This window comes from Alteribacter aurantiacus DSM 18675 (assembly GCF_000429705.1).
GTDB lineage: Bacteria > Bacillota > Bacilli > Bacillales > Salisediminibacteriaceae > Alteribacter > Alteribacter aurantiacus.
In genome coordinates this window covers 492,508-507,436 of the sequence record NZ_KE386942.1, presented here as the reverse complement: position 1 = coordinate 507,436, position 14,929 = coordinate 492,508, and the positions used below count along the sequence as shown (strand labels likewise).

19 protein-coding genes are annotated in these 14,929 nt (G+C 44.3%); 15 read left to right on the top strand and 4 right to left on the bottom strand.

The features are described 5' to 3' along the window. Window positions 1-8: 8 nt before the first annotated feature. From nagZ to G476_RS22420, 8 genes are all read left to right on the top strand, one after another. Window positions 9-1,571: a beta-N-acetylhexosaminidase gene (gene nagZ / locus G476_RS0117905; RefSeq protein ID WP_026691306.1), complete on the top strand. Its 1,563-nt coding sequence runs from the start codon at window positions 9-11 to the stop codon at window positions 1,569-1,571. A 35-nt stretch (window positions 1,572-1,606) separates the two neighbouring features. Further along, window positions 1,607-2,323, top strand: coding sequence for a PIG-L deacetylase family protein (locus tag G476_RS0117900; RefSeq protein WP_026691305.1), 717 nt, complete (start codon window positions 1,607-1,609; stop codon window positions 2,321-2,323). Further along, window positions 2,289-3,491, top strand: a complete 1,203-nt coding sequence (locus G476_RS0117895) for an exo-beta-N-acetylmuramidase NamZ family protein (protein WP_245579694.1) — start codon at window positions 2,289-2,291, stop codon at window positions 3,489-3,491. Before G476_RS0117900 ends, G476_RS0117895 begins: the two co-directional genes overlap by 35 nt. Before the next feature lie 10 nt (window positions 3,492-3,501). After that, the gene (locus G476_RS0117890; protein WP_084405827.1) at window positions 3,502-4,449 is read left to right on the top strand and encodes a GNAT family N-acetyltransferase; all 948 of its coding nucleotides are present in this window, start codon (window positions 3,502-3,504) and stop codon (window positions 4,447-4,449) included. A gap of 80 nt (window positions 4,450-4,529) precedes the next feature. Continuing rightward, entirely contained in the window at window positions 4,530-5,411 is an 882-nt protein-coding gene (locus tag G476_RS0117885; protein ID WP_026691302.1) for a MurR/RpiR family transcriptional regulator, read from the top strand. Window positions 5,412-5,843: 432 nt separating this feature from the next. After that, on the top strand, window positions 5,844-6,107 hold the full coding sequence (locus G476_RS0117880) for a hypothetical protein (RefSeq protein WP_026691301.1): 264 nt from the start codon (window positions 5,844-5,846) through the stop codon (window positions 6,105-6,107). After that, window positions 6,088-6,309 (top strand): hypothetical protein, encoded by a 222-nt coding sequence (locus G476_RS0117875; RefSeq protein ID WP_245579699.1) that lies wholly within the window; start codon window positions 6,088-6,090, stop codon window positions 6,307-6,309. The genes G476_RS0117880 and G476_RS0117875 overlap by 20 nt, the downstream gene beginning before the upstream one ends. After that, complete coding sequence (locus tag G476_RS22420) at window positions 6,296-6,838, top strand: DUF6241 domain-containing protein (RefSeq protein ID WP_051314911.1); 543 nt, start codon at window positions 6,296-6,298, stop codon at window positions 6,836-6,838. Before G476_RS0117875 ends, G476_RS22420 begins: the two co-directional genes overlap by 14 nt. A gap of 64 nt (window positions 6,839-6,902) precedes the next feature. Here G476_RS22420 and G476_RS0117865 read toward each other — a convergent pair whose 3' ends face one another. Beyond that, on the bottom strand, window positions 6,903-7,772 hold the full coding sequence (locus tag G476_RS0117865) for a transglutaminase family protein (RefSeq protein ID WP_026691299.1): 870 nt from the start codon (window positions 7,770-7,772) through the stop codon (window positions 6,903-6,905). Window positions 7,773-8,015: 243 nt separating this feature from the next. Here G476_RS0117865 and G476_RS23375 point away from each other — a divergent pair, with 243 nt between their 5' ends. The 4 genes from G476_RS23375 to G476_RS0117845 all read left to right on the top strand — a co-directional run bounded on the left by G476_RS23375 (window position 8,016) and on the right by G476_RS0117845 (window position 10,327). Next, window positions 8,016-8,117 (top strand): YjcZ family sporulation protein, encoded by a 102-nt coding sequence (locus G476_RS23375; RefSeq protein ID WP_156906638.1) that lies wholly within the window; start codon window positions 8,016-8,018, stop codon window positions 8,115-8,117. A 156-nt stretch (window positions 8,118-8,273) separates the two neighbouring features. After that, window positions 8,274-8,531, top strand: coding sequence for a stage VI sporulation protein F (locus tag G476_RS0117855; RefSeq protein WP_026691298.1), 258 nt, complete (start codon window positions 8,274-8,276; stop codon window positions 8,529-8,531). 97 nt (window positions 8,532-8,628) lie between these two features. Further along, complete coding sequence (locus tag G476_RS22415; protein ID WP_035187274.1) at window positions 8,629-8,967, top strand: hypothetical protein; 339 nt, start codon at window positions 8,629-8,631, stop codon at window positions 8,965-8,967. Window positions 8,968-9,361: 394 nt separating this feature from the next. After that, a complete protein-coding gene (locus G476_RS0117845; protein WP_035187271.1) occupies window positions 9,362-10,327 on the top strand; it encodes a bile acid:sodium symporter family protein in 966 nt (321 codons plus the stop codon). 413 nt (window positions 10,328-10,740) lie between these two features. Here G476_RS0117845 and G476_RS0117840 read toward each other — a convergent pair whose 3' ends face one another. The 3 genes from G476_RS0117840 to G476_RS0117830 form a co-directional block, all read right to left on the bottom strand. Continuing rightward, a complete protein-coding gene (locus G476_RS0117840) occupies window positions 10,741-11,388 on the bottom strand; it encodes an SGNH/GDSL hydrolase family protein (protein WP_026691296.1) in 648 nt (215 codons plus the stop codon). Window positions 11,389-11,527: 139 nt separating this feature from the next. Further along, window positions 11,528-12,481, bottom strand: a complete 954-nt coding sequence (locus G476_RS0117835) for a D-2-hydroxyacid dehydrogenase (RefSeq protein WP_026691295.1) — start codon at window positions 12,479-12,481, stop codon at window positions 11,528-11,530. 80 nt (window positions 12,482-12,561) lie between these two features. Further along, window positions 12,562-13,476, bottom strand: a complete 915-nt coding sequence (locus G476_RS0117830; protein ID WP_026691294.1) for a ketopantoate reductase family protein — start codon at window positions 13,474-13,476, stop codon at window positions 12,562-12,564. Window positions 13,477-13,594: 118 nt separating this feature from the next. Here G476_RS0117830 and G476_RS0117825 point away from each other — a divergent pair, with 118 nt between their 5' ends. The 3 genes from G476_RS0117825 to G476_RS0117815 all read left to right on the top strand — a co-directional run bounded on the left by G476_RS0117825 (window position 13,595) and on the right by G476_RS0117815 (window position 14,908). Beyond that, window positions 13,595-14,050, top strand: coding sequence for a DinB family protein (locus G476_RS0117825; RefSeq protein ID WP_026691293.1), 456 nt, complete (start codon window positions 13,595-13,597; stop codon window positions 14,048-14,050). An 85-nt stretch (window positions 14,051-14,135) separates the two neighbouring features. Then, the gene (locus G476_RS0117820; RefSeq protein ID WP_084405834.1) at window positions 14,136-14,510 is read left to right on the top strand and encodes a GNAT family N-acetyltransferase; all 375 of its coding nucleotides are present in this window, start codon (window positions 14,136-14,138) and stop codon (window positions 14,508-14,510) included. Window positions 14,511-14,527: 17 nt separating this feature from the next. Then, window positions 14,528-14,908, top strand: coding sequence for a DoxX family protein (locus G476_RS0117815; protein WP_026691291.1), 381 nt, complete (start codon window positions 14,528-14,530; stop codon window positions 14,906-14,908). Window positions 14,909-14,929 lie beyond the last annotated feature (21 nt).

Below are 14,929 nucleotides of genomic sequence, written 5' to 3'. Positions count from 1 at the left end.
GCTTTCCTATGACGACACTGTTAGAAAAGAAGATCGGTCAGCTATTGGTGATCGGCTTTGATGGCACGACAGTACCAAGAGACGTAAAGCAATTTATCCAAGACTATCATGTAGGTGGGATCATCTTATTTGCTAGAAATATAGAATCACCAGAGCAAGTATTACGACTCACTACAGATTTACAACGTACGGCGAAAAAAGCAGGGCACGCGCAGCCTTTATTGATTTGTGTGGACCAAGAAAATGGTGTTGTACGCAGACTCGAAAAAGGGACTACGTTACTTCCCGGAGCGATGGCGATCGGTGCCACGCAAAAGGAATCGTACAGCTATGATATTGGGTTAGCAACGGCAAAGGAATTAAAGGCTCTCGGCATGAACTGGAACTTGGCGCCGGTTCTTGATGTGAACAATAACCCGGATAATCCGGTGATCGGTGTTCGATCATTTGGAGAAGAAGCGGATAAGGTAGCCTCATTCGGACGTGAAGCGATGAAAGGTATGCAGGAAGGGGGCATGATCACCACGCTCAAGCACTTTCCTGGTCACGGCGACACGAATGTAGATTCCCATTTAGGGCTTCCAACCATTCCTCATTCGATGGAGCGCTTAAATGAGGTCGAGCTTAAGCCGTTTCGAGCGTGCATTCAAGAAGGGGCAGATACGGTGATGACGGCGCACATTCACTTCCCGGCTCTTGAGAAAGAAGAGGGTGTTCCAGCTACATTATCTAAAACCATCGTGACAGGGCTTCTTCGTGAAGAGCTCGGTTTTGACGGTGTGGTCACGACCGATTGCATGGAAATGGATGCGATCGGAAAAACCGTGGGTACAGAAAAAGGCGGACTGGCCGCGGTCAAAGCAGGCGTGGATATCGTTATGATTTCTCATACATTGGACAAACAAAAAGGGGCGCTTGAAGCGATTAAAGGTGCGGTTGTAAATGGTGACTTGGATGAAGCGTTGATTGATCAAGCATGTGCTCGTGTGTCGAAGTTAAAAGACACCTATGCGACGTGGGAAAATACGAGTGTTACAGACGGCCCCATTGCTACTGTTGTCGGTTGCGAGGAACACGAAAGGCTTGCCGAAGAAGTGTATAAACAAAGTGTCACTGTCGTAAAAAACGAAGGGGCTCTACCTTTAAAGACCGATCAAGTGGTGGTGCTTGAGCCAGTAAACCAAAAAACGATGCAAGTAGAAGACGAGAAATACGCGCACTTAGCACTAGGAGAAGCTGTAAAGTCTGTATGCGAAGGTGCCAAAACGTATACGTTGCCTAAAACAGTCGAAGAGCTAGACGCCATTATGAACGACACGTCTACGTTTATCGTTGGTACACTTTCAGCTGGCCCGAACAGTGAGGAAGTGACTCTTATCAAATACTTGGTTCAGAAAAACAAGACGGTGATCGTCGTTGCTATGAGAAGCCCTTACGACCTCGCTCACTTGCCGCCGGGAGTGGGAGCGTACATGGCCACATACGAATTTAGCTATCCTGCATTAAAAATCGCAGCAAAAGCAATCTTTGGAAAAGAGGATGTCAAAGGGAAAGCACCGGTCACTCTTTAACTTGTTATGAAGCCAAATGAAAGGAGCCGTTTTTTTTGGCAAAAGACCATATTATGTTCGTTGGAGCCCATTGTGGCGATGTAGAGCTTGCGGCCGGAGCGATTGCCCATAAATATGCGAAAGCCGGACACAAGGTCACGTTCCTTCACCTTACTGCTGGTGAAAAAGGCAACCCACCTCATACGAGTGTAAAAGAATACAAGAATCAAAAAATACGAGAATCTAAAGCGGCAGCTAGTATTCTCGGTGTTCACACGATGACTCTTGATTACAAAGACGCGGAGCTTTTCGTAGATGATGAAACGGTCTCCCGCGTGGCTACGATTTTTCGAAAAGAAAAGCCAAACCTCGTGATTACGCACTGGACAAAAAGCATGCATCCCGATCACGCCGCATGCCCGAAAATTGTGGAAGGGGCGTGGCTTAAAGCGGCGTTGCCTGGCTTTGAATTGGATGGCCTTCCTCCTCATGGTATTAGACAAGTGTTTCACAGTGAGAATTGGGAAGACACGGAATACGAACCGGACATTTATGTAGATGTGACAGAAGAATTCGAAACGTATTTAAAGGCAATAAGCGAGTACTGGTTTGTAATGAATGCAAGCTCTTTTCGCTATTACGACTACTATAAAGCATTAGGAACGACCCGTGGATGCTTGAACCGGACAACCTACGCTCAAACGTTAAAATACAGAATCGGGTCAAATGTAAGAAAAGGTGCTCACATACCCGGGTTTCCTATATCACAATAACGAGAAAAAGGAGGCGATTACAATCAAACTTGGATTGGATCGGTTCTTAGACGAAGAATACCAACCATTCGAAGGAAAGCGAATCGGCCTTGTGACGAACATGACCGGTGTGAATAAAGATTTCATCCCGTCCATTGACCTGTTTCACCGTCATCCCCATATCCAATTAACGGCCCTTTACGCCCCAGAGCACGGAATTCGTGGCGATGCGAAGGAGGGGGAATCTGTTCGTTCGACCGTGGATAAAAAGACAGGGATTCCCGTATACAGCTTATATGGCAAGTCAAAAAAACCGAGTGAACAAATGCTTGAAGACGTGGACGTTGTGGTGTTTGATTTACAAGATATCGGTTCCAGGTATTATACGTACATTTACACGATGGCTTACATGATGGAAGCGTGCGAAGCATACGATAAGCATTTTGTGGTCCTTGACCGTCCCAACCCGATTTCAGGGGCTCAAATTGAAGGAAATGTAGTTGAAGAAGACGTAAGGTCGTTTGTTGGTCTGTTGCCGATTCCGAACCGTCATGGATTGACGATCGGAGAACTGGCTTGGTTGTTTAAGGACGAGTTCCATTACAATTGTGAGCTTACCGTCGTTGAAATGGACGGATGGATGCGAGACATGTTTTATGATGATACCGGGCTTTGTTGGGTTCCTTCATCACCAAATGCCCCGACGGTTGATATGGCTGTCCTATATCCAGGTACTTGTCTATTTGAGGGCACGAACGTGTCTGAAGGGAGAGGAACAACGAAGCCCTTTGAATATGTCGGTGCTCCTTTTATTGACGGAGCGGAGCTGGCGGAAGCTTTTAATCAACTGAACATTCCCGGCGTTGTGGCGCGTCCGACTTCGTTTGTACCTACATATCAAAAGCATAAAGATGAGGTTTGTGGTGGGGTTCAGCTCCATGTGGTAGACCGGATGGCACTCAAACCCCTTAAAGCAGGAGTCACGCTACTACGTACAGTTGCGACCCTTTATCCAAGAGAGTTCTCATTTGTGCAACACACGAACGGCAAGTATTTCTTCGACCTTTTGGCAGGTACTAAAACGTTACGAGAGCAGATTTTACGTCAGGATACGGATGCCTTCTTCGCTACGTGCGCCAAGGAGGAAGAGCAATTCAAAGGCTTGGTGAAACCATTCTATTTATATTAGGAGGATGATTATGGTCACTTATCGTCACTACCAATCAGGAGATGAACAAGCACTCATTGATTTGTGGAACGAATGTCTGCCACAAGATCCGATCCATATGAAGCGATTTAGAAACACCGTTTTGCTCGATGCCAATTTTGACCCTGAGGGATTGCGGATTGCTAGTGATGAGGGACAGCTTGTTGGATGTGTATATGCTATTCGAAGGTTGCTTCCAATGACGGGTGCTGACTTGGAGCCAGACAATGGATGGATTACGTTCTTTTTTGTTAAGCCCGGCTACAGGCAAAAAGAAGTTGCCACTCGTTTGTTTGATGAAGCTGAGGATTTTCTGAAAAATGCCGGAAGGTCAACTATTTTTTTCGCTTCGTACGCACCAAATTACATCCTCCCCGGTATTGATGAAAAGGCCTATCCAAGAGGCTATGCTTTTTTACAAAAAAGAGGGTATAAACGTCAGTATTCACCAGTGGCCATGGACAAAAGCCTCGTAGGCTATGAAAAGCCAAAGGTGATCGATGAATTGAAAATGACGAGAGAAAGCGAAGGCTATACGTTTACACGTGCTCGTGAAAAAGATCTGTACGAGGCGATTTCGTTTGCAAACGAAAAGTTTAATCCCGATTGGGGGAGAGCCATTCGCGAAGGGGTTTTACACGGAATCCCGATGGAAAGAATATTCGTAGCGAGGCACTTCGATCGCGTGGTCGGCTTTTGCATGTATGGGGCGTATGACGGGGTGATCGAGCGTTTCGGGCCTTTTGGAGTGGATGAAACAGAACAAGGAAAAGGGCTCGGAAAGATTTTGCTTCACGAATGCCTTCAGGTGATGAAAAGTGAAGGAGCCCACGGTGCTTGGTTCCTGTGGACCAGTGAAACGTCTTCTGCAGGCTACCTTTATAAAAAATCAGGCTTTCACGTTTCGCGCACGTTTCATGTGATGAAGCGAGAAATTTAGTATAATCTAACCAATAACGATTTAAATAACAGGCGCTGAAGCATTTAATCTCAGTAGCCTCATGTAAAGTGAGTGATCCCATGTCTTATATGACCGGCGGGCTTGTCATGCTAACGGAGATGCTGCCCCTATTACCACCATCTGAAAGAAAAATTGCGCAATACATCATCGATAACCCTGAAGAAGCCATCTCTCTTACGGCAAGTGAGCTAGGAAAAAGAAGTTCCACGAGTGGAGCGGCGGTGATTCGGTTGTGCAAATCCCTTGATTTAAAAGGTGTGCAGGACTTAAAGCTCCGTATAGCCGGGGATTTGCAAAAAACGACCGACTACGGGTTGCGTGATATCGTACCGAACGAATCGATTACATCAATCATTGATAAAATGACGAATAACAGCATTCATACAATTAGAGAAACAGCGGAAATGCTAAACACAGAGGAGCTTGAGCGTGCGGTTCATGTGTTGAAAGATGCGGAGCGTATTCACTTTTTTGGTGTTGGAGCATCAGGAATTATTGCTCAGGACGCCCAGCAGAAGTTTGTTCGTATTGATAAAACGGCCTATGCGTTCACAGACATCCATATGGCAGCAACGATGATTGCCAATGCCACAGAAAAAGACGCGGTCGTAGGCGTTTCCTTCTCAGGTGAAACAAGAGAGGTGGCCAAAATCCTCAAGCTTGCGAACAATCAAAACGTGAACACGATCAGTTTAACGAAGTACGGTACGTCACCTGTATCCGAGCAGGCTGACATTAAGCTATACACGTCCGCGACGAGAGAGTCCACGTTTCGAAGCGGAGCGACATCGTCTCGAATTGCTCAACTTCAAGTCATTGATACATTGTTTATGTGCGTAGCCTCGATGGAGTATGACAAAACGGTGAAACACTTGAACGCCACAAGAGATGCTGTTACCTTTTTAGGCGATTGTGGAAAAGGGAAAAAGCGAGGAATATAGAAGATAGCAAAGGACATGGCGCATAGGCCGTGTCTTTTTTTTATGGTGGTCGTTCAGTAGCGCCGTTCGTTATAAGGACAAAGAAAGTTGTCTTTCGGTAACTCGGGTTGCCTCAAAAATCCATTTAAGTGATGTAACCGTAGGAGGTCTTTCGAGTCGCGAAAGAACGACTTATATTGCGTTTAGCGGAGATAAGTGTGTAATTAGCTTACTTATTTTTGAATTAGCGGAGATAAATGTGTAATTGGCGTACTTATTCTTAAATTGGCGGAGATAAGTGTGTAAAGGTGAGACCACCACTAAAAGCGAAGGTCATTATGGAATGGAGAACCACCCTTATAGTGATTAAAATAGTAAAAATTCTGTCATTTACTTGAAACCTATACCAATTTACTAGATAATAAAGACTGGATAAATTGTAGGAGTGATAGAATGAATTACCAAAAGCTTTTGGACTTAGTAGAGTTGTTAAAAGACAATATCTACAGTGAATCGCGAGAGAACTACTTCTTTTTTTACAAATACCTAGAGAATTCCTTGGATCCTGAAAGCGACTTATATATTCTGGACGATTTACATATGCTTGCGGCTGCGTTGAGAGAGTGTGATGCGTGCGACTTGAGCTATGCCATTTCTCTTTATAACGCTGAAGCGGGAGAAAAATTAATTGAATGGTGTGGTGAATCGTGTGCGTGAGAAAAAAGCGTTAAAAAATATATACAAAAAGTCCCTCGCTATACAGTTGATCCGAATGGGGCATGATTTGGAACACACGATGAGAAATCGAAACAATCCGAGCTATCAAGTGTTCGTCTTTCCGGATACGCCCGCATTAAGAGAAGATCTCTGTGCATTGAATGGACAGACATACAAAGGAGAATTGAATGAAAGCCGCTAAAATAACAGCCATCCTCCTTATATTCACGGTTATTGTAGGATTTAGTACGAACTACTGGCTTGACGCCCAACATGAGGCGAACCTTGAGGAAACAGCAGAAGCTGCTGAGTTAACTGAGGATCATAAGCCTGTGAAAAAAGAAGAGCCCCTCGTCATTGAGGACATTGTGAAAGTGCCTACGGTAGATGAGCTTCGGGAGCGGTACCCCTTTTCCATGGAGGAGGAGCGAATGCAAGAAGTGATTCATCATATGTCTCACCAAAAAGTGCACTCAAGCCCGAAGTGGGGACACATTCTCATTACTGGTGAGACGGTGAATCACTTGTTAAAAGTCGTCGAGCGAAACAGCTATACACATGAAGCCATTTATCATGGGATTTTGAGCAGGTGGAGTGAAGAAGACTTTTCGAAGGCTGTGGAGGACCATAATTCCATTTGGAGACTACAAGGTGGAACCGTTGGGAGAGCCACGAGACTCATGACAAAGGAAGAAGAACGGGTTTACGTTGAAAGACACTTTGGGGAGTAAAGTATCATTTCACCATCTGTGAAAAAAAGAAGCCGATCGCACACGGTTGCGATCGGCTTTTTTGTTAGTACACTTGTTCAACAGGTGCATCAAGCAGCGTACAACTCACGCTTACCTCAAGGCTCTGACTGCCACCGCGATACACACCTTGAAGAGGGCTAAGGTCTGAATAATCGCGACCGGTACTGATTCTAATGTGGTTCTCAAGGGCTTCTACATTATTAGTCGGATCGAGACCGCACCAGCCAATGCCAGGAACCATCACTTCGACCCACGCGTGAGACGCAGCGTCACCAACGAGGGCTGACTTTTCCCCAACATAAAGGTAGCCGCTTACGTACCTAGCGGGAATGCTATTCGCTCTGAGAATACCGAGCATGACGTGGGCGAAATCTTGGCAAACGCCTCTTTGTAACGGGAGAGATTCACTCGCTTTCGTATTCACGTTCGTTGCCTCAGTGTCATACGAGAACTTTTCATAAACATACCCCATCACATCGAGAGAGAATTGAACGGGATTTGTATTTTCCCCGATTTCTTTAACGACCTCTTCAATCTGGTCTATATATAAAAAGGTATAGGGCGTGTCCTTAAGAAAAGCGAGATAGTGTTTTCTGAACAAGTTGGAATGAAAGATGTTTCTCATTTCCAGCGTGTAGTCAACCATGCGAATAAACGGACTACGTTGAATGCTAACAGTGGAAGTGGTTTTCACCTCTAACACTTCGTGTATCTCCGGGATAAAGAACGTCTCCACTGTGTTTCCCCATAAGTCGGTTGTCTCTTTTGTTAATGAAGCAGGAGTAATGTCCGACTGATATTCCAACAGCCGTTGACACTCGTCAGTTTTCGGTTTTAACCGAATGTAGTTCATGCTTTGGTCCACGGGCGTGTCATAACGGAAAGTGTTCGTATGTTCAATGCGGTACTTCATGTTTCTTTCTCCTCTCGATCCGTAAAATGGCAGCTTCAAGGATTTGCTTGTCCAGCTGTAGTGTTTCTTTTCCCCTATAAGACTGTTTATACACGCTATTTAGAAAAAAATAGAAATAAACGTAGATCCTGATGGTTTTACTTTCGAATCGACAGAGCCTAACCTTTTTAATAGCCCACACTTAACCAGTCATTCGTACATATTGTGTGATGAACGAACAGCAAGAAAACGAGGTTGGAGGGGATTTCTTTGTCATACGGAAAAGGTGAAGGATTTGCTTTGTTAGTCGTATTGTTTATTTTGCTAATCATCATCGGCGCATCTTACGTCGATGGCGGTTGCTAAAAAATGACGAGCTTGAAGGACCCTGGGGGGGACCTTCAGGCTTTTTTAGTTTAGGTAAGGCTATCCTGACTTTTTCTACATAGGCACGAGTCCAGTCACCCTCTTTGACTTTTCATACACTATGAATAAGGCGATAGCGGGAAGGAGAGGATCAGCTTGTTAAACAAATTCTTCGGAGGATTTGAAAAGAAAACCGGTGTCGGGATGGGAGAAGTACTCAAACTTGCCCAATCAGTACAATCGGCAAACTTGAAAGATGAGCAGGTCGTACGTGACTTGATTCAAAGAATTGCAAAAGTAGCAAAGCGAGACGTACCTAAAGCAAAAGAAGACCAGCTCGTTCAAGCCATTATGAGTGGAAATGTACCGAAAGACCTCGGTGCGATTCAAAAAATGATGAAAGACAAAAAATAAACTAGCTCCGACTGTTGGGACCTTGTCCGGCAGTCTTATTTTTGTTTGGAAATAAGGCTTTATGGGAATGAAAAGTAAAACGAGAGGAGTGGTTCAGATGAAGAAACTTCAAGCGTATTACCGAACCCAAAACGATGCTGAATCGGCGTCGATTAGCCTAAAACAACTAGAAGTGAGTAACGTAATGGTCGATGAGATTCCCGAAGCGAGCAGAAAAGAACTGGTTCTCGTTCCTGCTGCTAACATTGGTTCATCGGGGACTGCTGGAACAGGTGTGCCGCCTGTAACCGCAGGGAATAAAGGGCTATTAAACAAAAACGATAAAAGCTCTTTTGAGTACATTCTTGAGTTTGATGTAAGCGAATCTGATTACGAGCAGGCAGTGGCAAAATTAAAAGAAACGGACGCCCATATTGATCGTCCGGAAAATGAGTGAACGAGGAGCAGAAGCTTCTCGTTTTTTTTATGTTTGTGGGAGTGGGGAAGCTAACGCCGCTAATTCAAGAATAAGTCCGCCAATTACACAATGATCTCCGCCAAATCAAATATAAATCCGCCAATTACACATTTATCTTCGCTAAATTAAAAATAAGTAGCTCTTACGAGACTCGAAAGACCAGATCCACGCGCCGCTCCCCCCCCAATCCCCAAGGGCTATCGTCTCTCTCACTACAAAGGAACCTAAAATAGATACTATCTACAAGAAAGCAAGCTCTTCGTCAAATTTTTTGACACGATTTTTCACTCTGCTATTGCAAAGGAAGAAAGCGCGCGTTAAAATGATCAAATACTTTTATTAATCTGAAAAATCAGTCAGAGGAGTGAGAAGAATGAAATGGCTACAAACTGTAAGCACATTTGTAAGTAAGTATTTTGCACTTATTGTTATTCTTGTTTCAGTCGCGGCGTATTTGACGCCTACAACGTTTGCGTGGATCGGGGCTTACATTACCATTCTTCTTGGAATTATCATGTTTGGTATGGGAACGACTATGAAACTAAGTGATTTTAAAGTCGTTGCCAAAAAGCCGATTCCTGTTTTAATCGGATTACTTGCTCAGTTTCTTGTGATGCCTCTTGCGGCGTTTGCAATTGCTTACGTCTTTCAATTACCACCGGAGTTAGCGGTAGGCTTGGTATTGGTGGGGGCTTGTCCAGGTGGCACGGCTTCAAACGTCATGGTGTACTTGTCTAAAGGAGATGTACCTGTTTCTGTTGCTATGACGTCCGTATCGACGATGCTTGCACCTTTGTTTACACCGCTTATCGTCTTGTTTTTAGCCAATCAATGGTTGCCTGTCAGTACGTCGGCTATGTTTATGTCGATTGTGGAAATGATTTTAATTCCGGTTATTCTCGGTATTCTCGTCCGTAAGTTGCTTCCAGGAGTGGTTGAGAAGGGGCAGGTGGCATTGCCTCTTGTATCGGTGTTCGCGATCATGCTTATTGTAAGTGCCGTTGTGGCTGCGAATGCAGAAAACATCATCACATCGGGTATTGCTGTATTCTCGGCGGTCATTTTGCATAACGGTATTGGTCTTTTCCTTGGTTATCTAGCAGGAAAGTGGGCTGGGTTAGATGAAGGAAAACGTCGCGCGATTTCAATTGAAGTGGGCATGCAAAACTCAGGACTTGGTGCTGCACTTGCAACGGCTCATTTCAGTCCACTTGCGGCGTTGCCTAGTGCCCTTTTCTCCGTGTGGCATAACATATCAGGGCCACTTCTCGTTTCGTTTTGGAGTCGAAAGAGCAGCGGAGTGAAAGAGGAAGAAGCTTTGACAAGAAAGGTATCTTAAATAAAAATCGATAAAAAAACCGCCCGACAAAGAATCTGCCGGGCGTTTTTTTCGCATTTTTAGCAACAAGGGTGGAAACGGTATCGCTTTGGTTTTCCGCAAGCGTAGTACTCATGGTAGTCTTTTCGAACAGAGCACTTTTTACGTCTCTTATTTTGTTTTACTACTGGTTTCTTGTATTTCTGTTTGAACGTGCATACACAATATAACTCTTTTTCTGTAACGTATCTGTACACTCTCAATCCCTCCTTTCATACTGTATTCTATGAATCTATTAAAGATTTGATAGTGTCATTAACACAAAGATAGAAAAATGGTGTATTGCTGGAGTAACACGTATCATAACCTGAAATAACGAAAAGACGAAGCCAGGTTTGTATGGCTTCGTTTTAATAGGTATTCTATTATTTGGATCACCACTGGAACCCGATTTCGTTTAAGAACGCTCTTGCCAAAATCATATGCCCTGTTGGGTTAGGGTGAACGCGATCCCATGCCAAAGCAGAGGTATATACTGATTTCATATGATCGTCAAAAGGGATTTGTGTGTCTACCAAAATACAGCCATGACGATTGGCAATCTTTTTTACAACGTTTCTATAACAATCCATCTCTCTCCTCATCGGATCCTCTTGATTTTTCTCCAAAAAGAACGGAGTCATTAAAATGACATTATCCACATGTGGATAAGTGTTGCCGACGAAGGTCTCTAGTGCATGTGAATATTCTTCAATAGATACATGTGTTTCCGTTTTATATGGGCTGTGAAAATGACGCCACACATCGTTAATACCAATAAAAATAACGACGGAGTCAGGCTTTTCATCGACAACATCCAACTGCCACCGCTCTTGAAGCTCTCTAACTGTATTTCCGTTCACCCCTTTATTCACTACACGGATTACAAGATCTGGATATGTTGATTGGATCAGGGCATTTACGTAAGACACATAGCCTTGTCCTAACTCGTCAAATAACCCATCCCCGTCTGGCTGACTACGGCTACAGTCGGTTATGGAATCCCCTATAAAAAGTAGCTTGGAATGTGGTTTTAGTATCATATGATCTCATCCTTTCTCATTCTATACTTTCCCTAAAGAGCAGGTTTTTCCTGCTTACCCATACTCGAATGCATGTTCAGTCTTTTATTTTGAAAAAGCCGCCTTGCTTCGTTCAAGGCGGCTTTTCATATGTTATGGGTTAGTATCCTTTTTTATAATCTACTAGATTAAGATGAGGCAACTCGTTGTTTACGTATTTCTCCAGGTTCGGAATGAAAATCATCTCCATCACACGTTCGTTGTAAAACTCCGTGGAACCAGCGGTATGAGGCGTTACGATCACGTTTTCCATCTCCCATAAAGGGTTCGTTTCTTCGAGTGGCTCTTTCTCAAATACGTCCAGACCAGCTCCAGCGATCGCACCTGTTTGAAGCGCTTCGATCATGGCGTGTTCATCCAAAAGCTGGCCACGACCGATGTTGATAAAAAAGGCTGTTTTTTTCATAAGGTCAAATGCTTTTTTATCAAAAAGGCGGTTGGTTTGCTCGGTCAAAGGTAGGGTCGATACGACATAATCGCATTCTGGTAAAAGGTCGTGAAAATGATCTAACGTGTACATCTGATCTATATGCTCCACTTCTTTCCCAGAATGGCGGATGCCCAATGTCTTCATTCCAAATGCTTTCGCAATTTTTGCGGTCTCTTTTCCGATGGCACCGACGCCAATGATCCCCACAGTCTTGTTGTGTAGTTCCAGATTCATATTGGCATGGTGCCACGTCTTGTCTTGTTGCTGCAGTACATACGTATGGATCTTTCTCGTGAGAGCGAGCATGAGACCAAAGATGGTTTCAGAAATAGGGTTGGCATGCACACCATTGGCACTTGTAATGGCCACGTCAGCTTTTTCTAAACGACCTAGGGGAAGTCCGTTAATGCCAGCGCTCCACGTTTGAAGCCAGCGAAGGTTTGGATTTTCCGCGTCATTCATTTCTTTTTTCCAGCCTGCAATCACTTCGGCGGATTCCAAGTGAGGCTCCCACGTTTCTTTCTCTTTTCCGATAATCACGTCCCAATCCGGAACGAGAGATTCGATCTGCTTGATGTGAGTGTTATCAATGTTATGGGTGATGAGTAGCTTTCGTTTTGTCATGAGATGCCTCCGAGTGGTTGGGTTTGGTGTTTTTCTACACAAAATGGCCATTTATTTATCAAAACTACTAAAAAAGCAATTTACTGTTGTTCATACACGCGCACATTAGCGTATATCGTCTTTAATGTAGGTGCGGAGATTCGCTGTTCTTCTGCTTTTTCCAATAGATAGCCAAAGAAGTGATCGCCTTCAACAGAAAGGCCTTTTTCCATGTCTCGCTGAAGAGATGACTTCATTGTGGGCTCGATCGAATGAATGTTGTCCCAAATCCCATCCTCAACACCTTCTGGAAGGGGGGCATTCAGCTTTTGCATAATGGAAGCTGCTTCGTGAATGGTTTTTCGTATCGTCTCAGACCCCAATGGATCTTCACGGATTGGCCCGATTGGTGAGCGAAAAAGAGACGTAACGCCAGCCAATGTGGAGATAAACAAGTACTTTTTCCACATGTCACTCATGATGTTTTTGGAAAGTACAAAGCTGCTTTTTGTGCCGCTGAAGCACGCTTCAAGAGCGCGGACTCGTTCAGATTTTTCACCCGAACGCTCTCCAAACAGGAGTTTATGAATGGAACTTCGTTGCACGATGTGCCCCTCAGCGTTAAGAGTTGCTTCCACAAAACAAAGTCCTCCAAGAACACGCTCCTCACCTAATACAGAAATGAGCTTATCCTTGTGAGCGACTCCGTTTAACAAAGGGATGACCATCGTTTCTTTACCCACGTAGGGCTTAATGTCTTCCATGGCGTCGTCCAATTGATAGGCTTTCGTGGATAAAAGAACCGCATCAAATGGCTCCTTGAGATGGTCCCCTGCTTCAATAAGTTTCGGTTCCACGTGAATATCTCCGTGGATGCTATCTACATGTAATCCCGTTTTCTCTAGTTGTTTTCGCCGACCCTCCCGAACGAGAAACGTCACGTCCTCTCCTTTTTCCAAAAGGCGGGCGCCAAAATATCCTCCAATGGCACCGGCTCCGACCATAAGTAGTTTCATGAAGTGATTCCTCCTCTTCTATGTTACTCTTAAATGTAAGTGAAATTGTCGAAATTATAAGTCTAGTATACACGAGAGGGCACGTTGGTGCTCGCGAGCGGGATGGAGGCAGATGCGAGTGTTGAAATTGTTTACGTATAATTGGGAAGTGAGAAACGACTGGATCGAGTGGTGCGAAGGGATTTCTTACGAGGAACTGGTAAAGGAACGTACTGGTGGTATGAAGAGCTTGTTGCAAAATCTCTATCATGTGATCAACTGTGAGCACCTATGGGTTAGTCATATGCTAGGGGAGCCTGTCGAGCGTATTGAGGTGTCTACCCTTGAAGAAGTTAAAGCATTTTCAAAACGAACAAAAGAGAGGACATTGCGTTTTTTAGAAGGCTATGAAAAAGAGGCCAACGACGTTCTCGCGTTGACTGGGAAAGACGGGCAAGAGAGAACGTTTCCCTTTGAACAGGTGCTCTATCATATCATTACTCACGAGGTTCATCACATCGGACAAGTGTCCGTATGGGCGAGGGAAATGGATCGAAAGCCTGTAAGAACGGACTTAATTGCAAGAGAGTATTAACGGAGCAAAAGGAGTGCTGACTGTGAAGCGTGAAATCGTGCGAGAGTTGAAAGCACAAGAAGACATCTCAAAAGCCTTTCCTATTATGTCACAGCTACGGCCTCATCTTGATGAACAAGAGTACCTCGAGTTAGTAGGAGAAGCTCAAGAAAAAGATCGTTACGTGATGCTTGCTCTGTTTGACAGTGAGGATATGGTCGCGGTTATTGGCTTTAAACCAATGACCACACTCTACTATGGAAGATTTATTTGGGTTTGTGATTTGGTGACCGATCAAGGCCGGCGATCAAAGGGGTATGGTGAAAAGCTTCTCACCCACGTTCACGAATGGGCAAAATCAAACGGGTATCAACGCGTAGCCTTATCATCAGGTTTACAGCGGAAAGAAGCCCATCGCTTTTATGAACACCAAATGGAGTATGAAAAAGCGAGCTATGTGTTTAAGCATGAGATCCTATAGAAGGAGGGATGAGGAGCATGAAAACCGTTTTTCGAACACTGTATTCTGCCCTTTTATTGGTAGCGGGCGTCTTGCATTTTGTCCATGAACGAGGGTTTCGAAAGATTGTTCCAAAGCAACTGCCTTTTAGAAAAGCGATTGTGTTAATCACTGGTGTCATGGAGATTGTGTTTGCGATTTTGTTGTGGGTAAAAAAAGGACAACGACTCACAGGGAAATTGCTTGCTTTTTTCATGGTGGCCGTTTTTCCGGCAAACGTGTATATGGCAAAAAAGAAGATCTCATTTAAACGAGGAAAGCCGATTAATCCGATACTGTTATGGCTTCGGCTTCCTCTTCAGATCCCTCTTATCATCGGAGCTCTTACGCTCGGGAGAAAAGATACTGAAAACAAATAAGGCCATAACAAAAGCCCATTC

Bases quoted from the DNA above. Each gene is read 5' to 3' on its own strand.
- G476_RS0117820 (WP_084405834.1), top strand. From the start codon at position 14,136: ATGTCACAGCTACGGCCTCATCTTGATGAACAAGAGTACCTCGAGTTA.
- G476_RS0117830 (WP_026691294.1), bottom strand. From the start codon at position 13,476: ATGAAACTACTTATGGTCGGAGCCGGTGCCATTGGAGGATATTTTGGC.
- G476_RS0117880 (WP_026691301.1), top strand. From the start codon at position 5,844: ATGAATTACCAAAAGCTTTTGGACTTAGTAGAGTTGTTAAAAGACAAT.
- G476_RS22415 (WP_035187274.1), top strand. From the start codon at position 8,629: ATGAAGAAACTTCAAGCGTATTACCGAACCCAAAACGATGCTGAATCG.
- G476_RS22420 (WP_051314911.1), top strand. From the start codon at position 6,296: ATGAAAGCCGCTAAAATAACAGCCATCCTCCTTATATTCACGGTTATT.
- G476_RS0117885 (WP_026691302.1), top strand. From the start codon at position 4,530: ATGTCTTATATGACCGGCGGGCTTGTCATGCTAACGGAGATGCTGCCC.
- G476_RS0117865 (WP_026691299.1), bottom strand. From the start codon at position 7,772: ATGAAGTACCGCATTGAACATACGAACACTTTCCGTTATGACACGCCC.
- nagZ (WP_026691306.1), top strand. From the start codon at position 9: ATGACGACACTGTTAGAAAAGAAGATCGGTCAGCTATTGGTGATCGGC.
- G476_RS0117845 (WP_035187271.1), top strand. From the start codon at position 9,362: ATGAAATGGCTACAAACTGTAAGCACATTTGTAAGTAAGTATTTTGCA.
- G476_RS0117835 (WP_026691295.1), bottom strand. From the start codon at position 12,481: ATGACAAAACGAAAGCTACTCATCACCCATAACATTGATAACACTCAC.
- G476_RS0117815 (WP_026691291.1), top strand. From the start codon at position 14,528: ATGAAAACCGTTTTTCGAACACTGTATTCTGCCCTTTTATTGGTAGCG.
- G476_RS0117840 (WP_026691296.1), bottom strand. From the start codon at position 11,388: ATGATACTAAAACCACATTCCAAGCTACTTTTTATAGGGGATTCCATA.
- G476_RS0117890 (WP_084405827.1), top strand. From the start codon at position 3,502: ATGGTCACTTATCGTCACTACCAATCAGGAGATGAACAAGCACTCATT.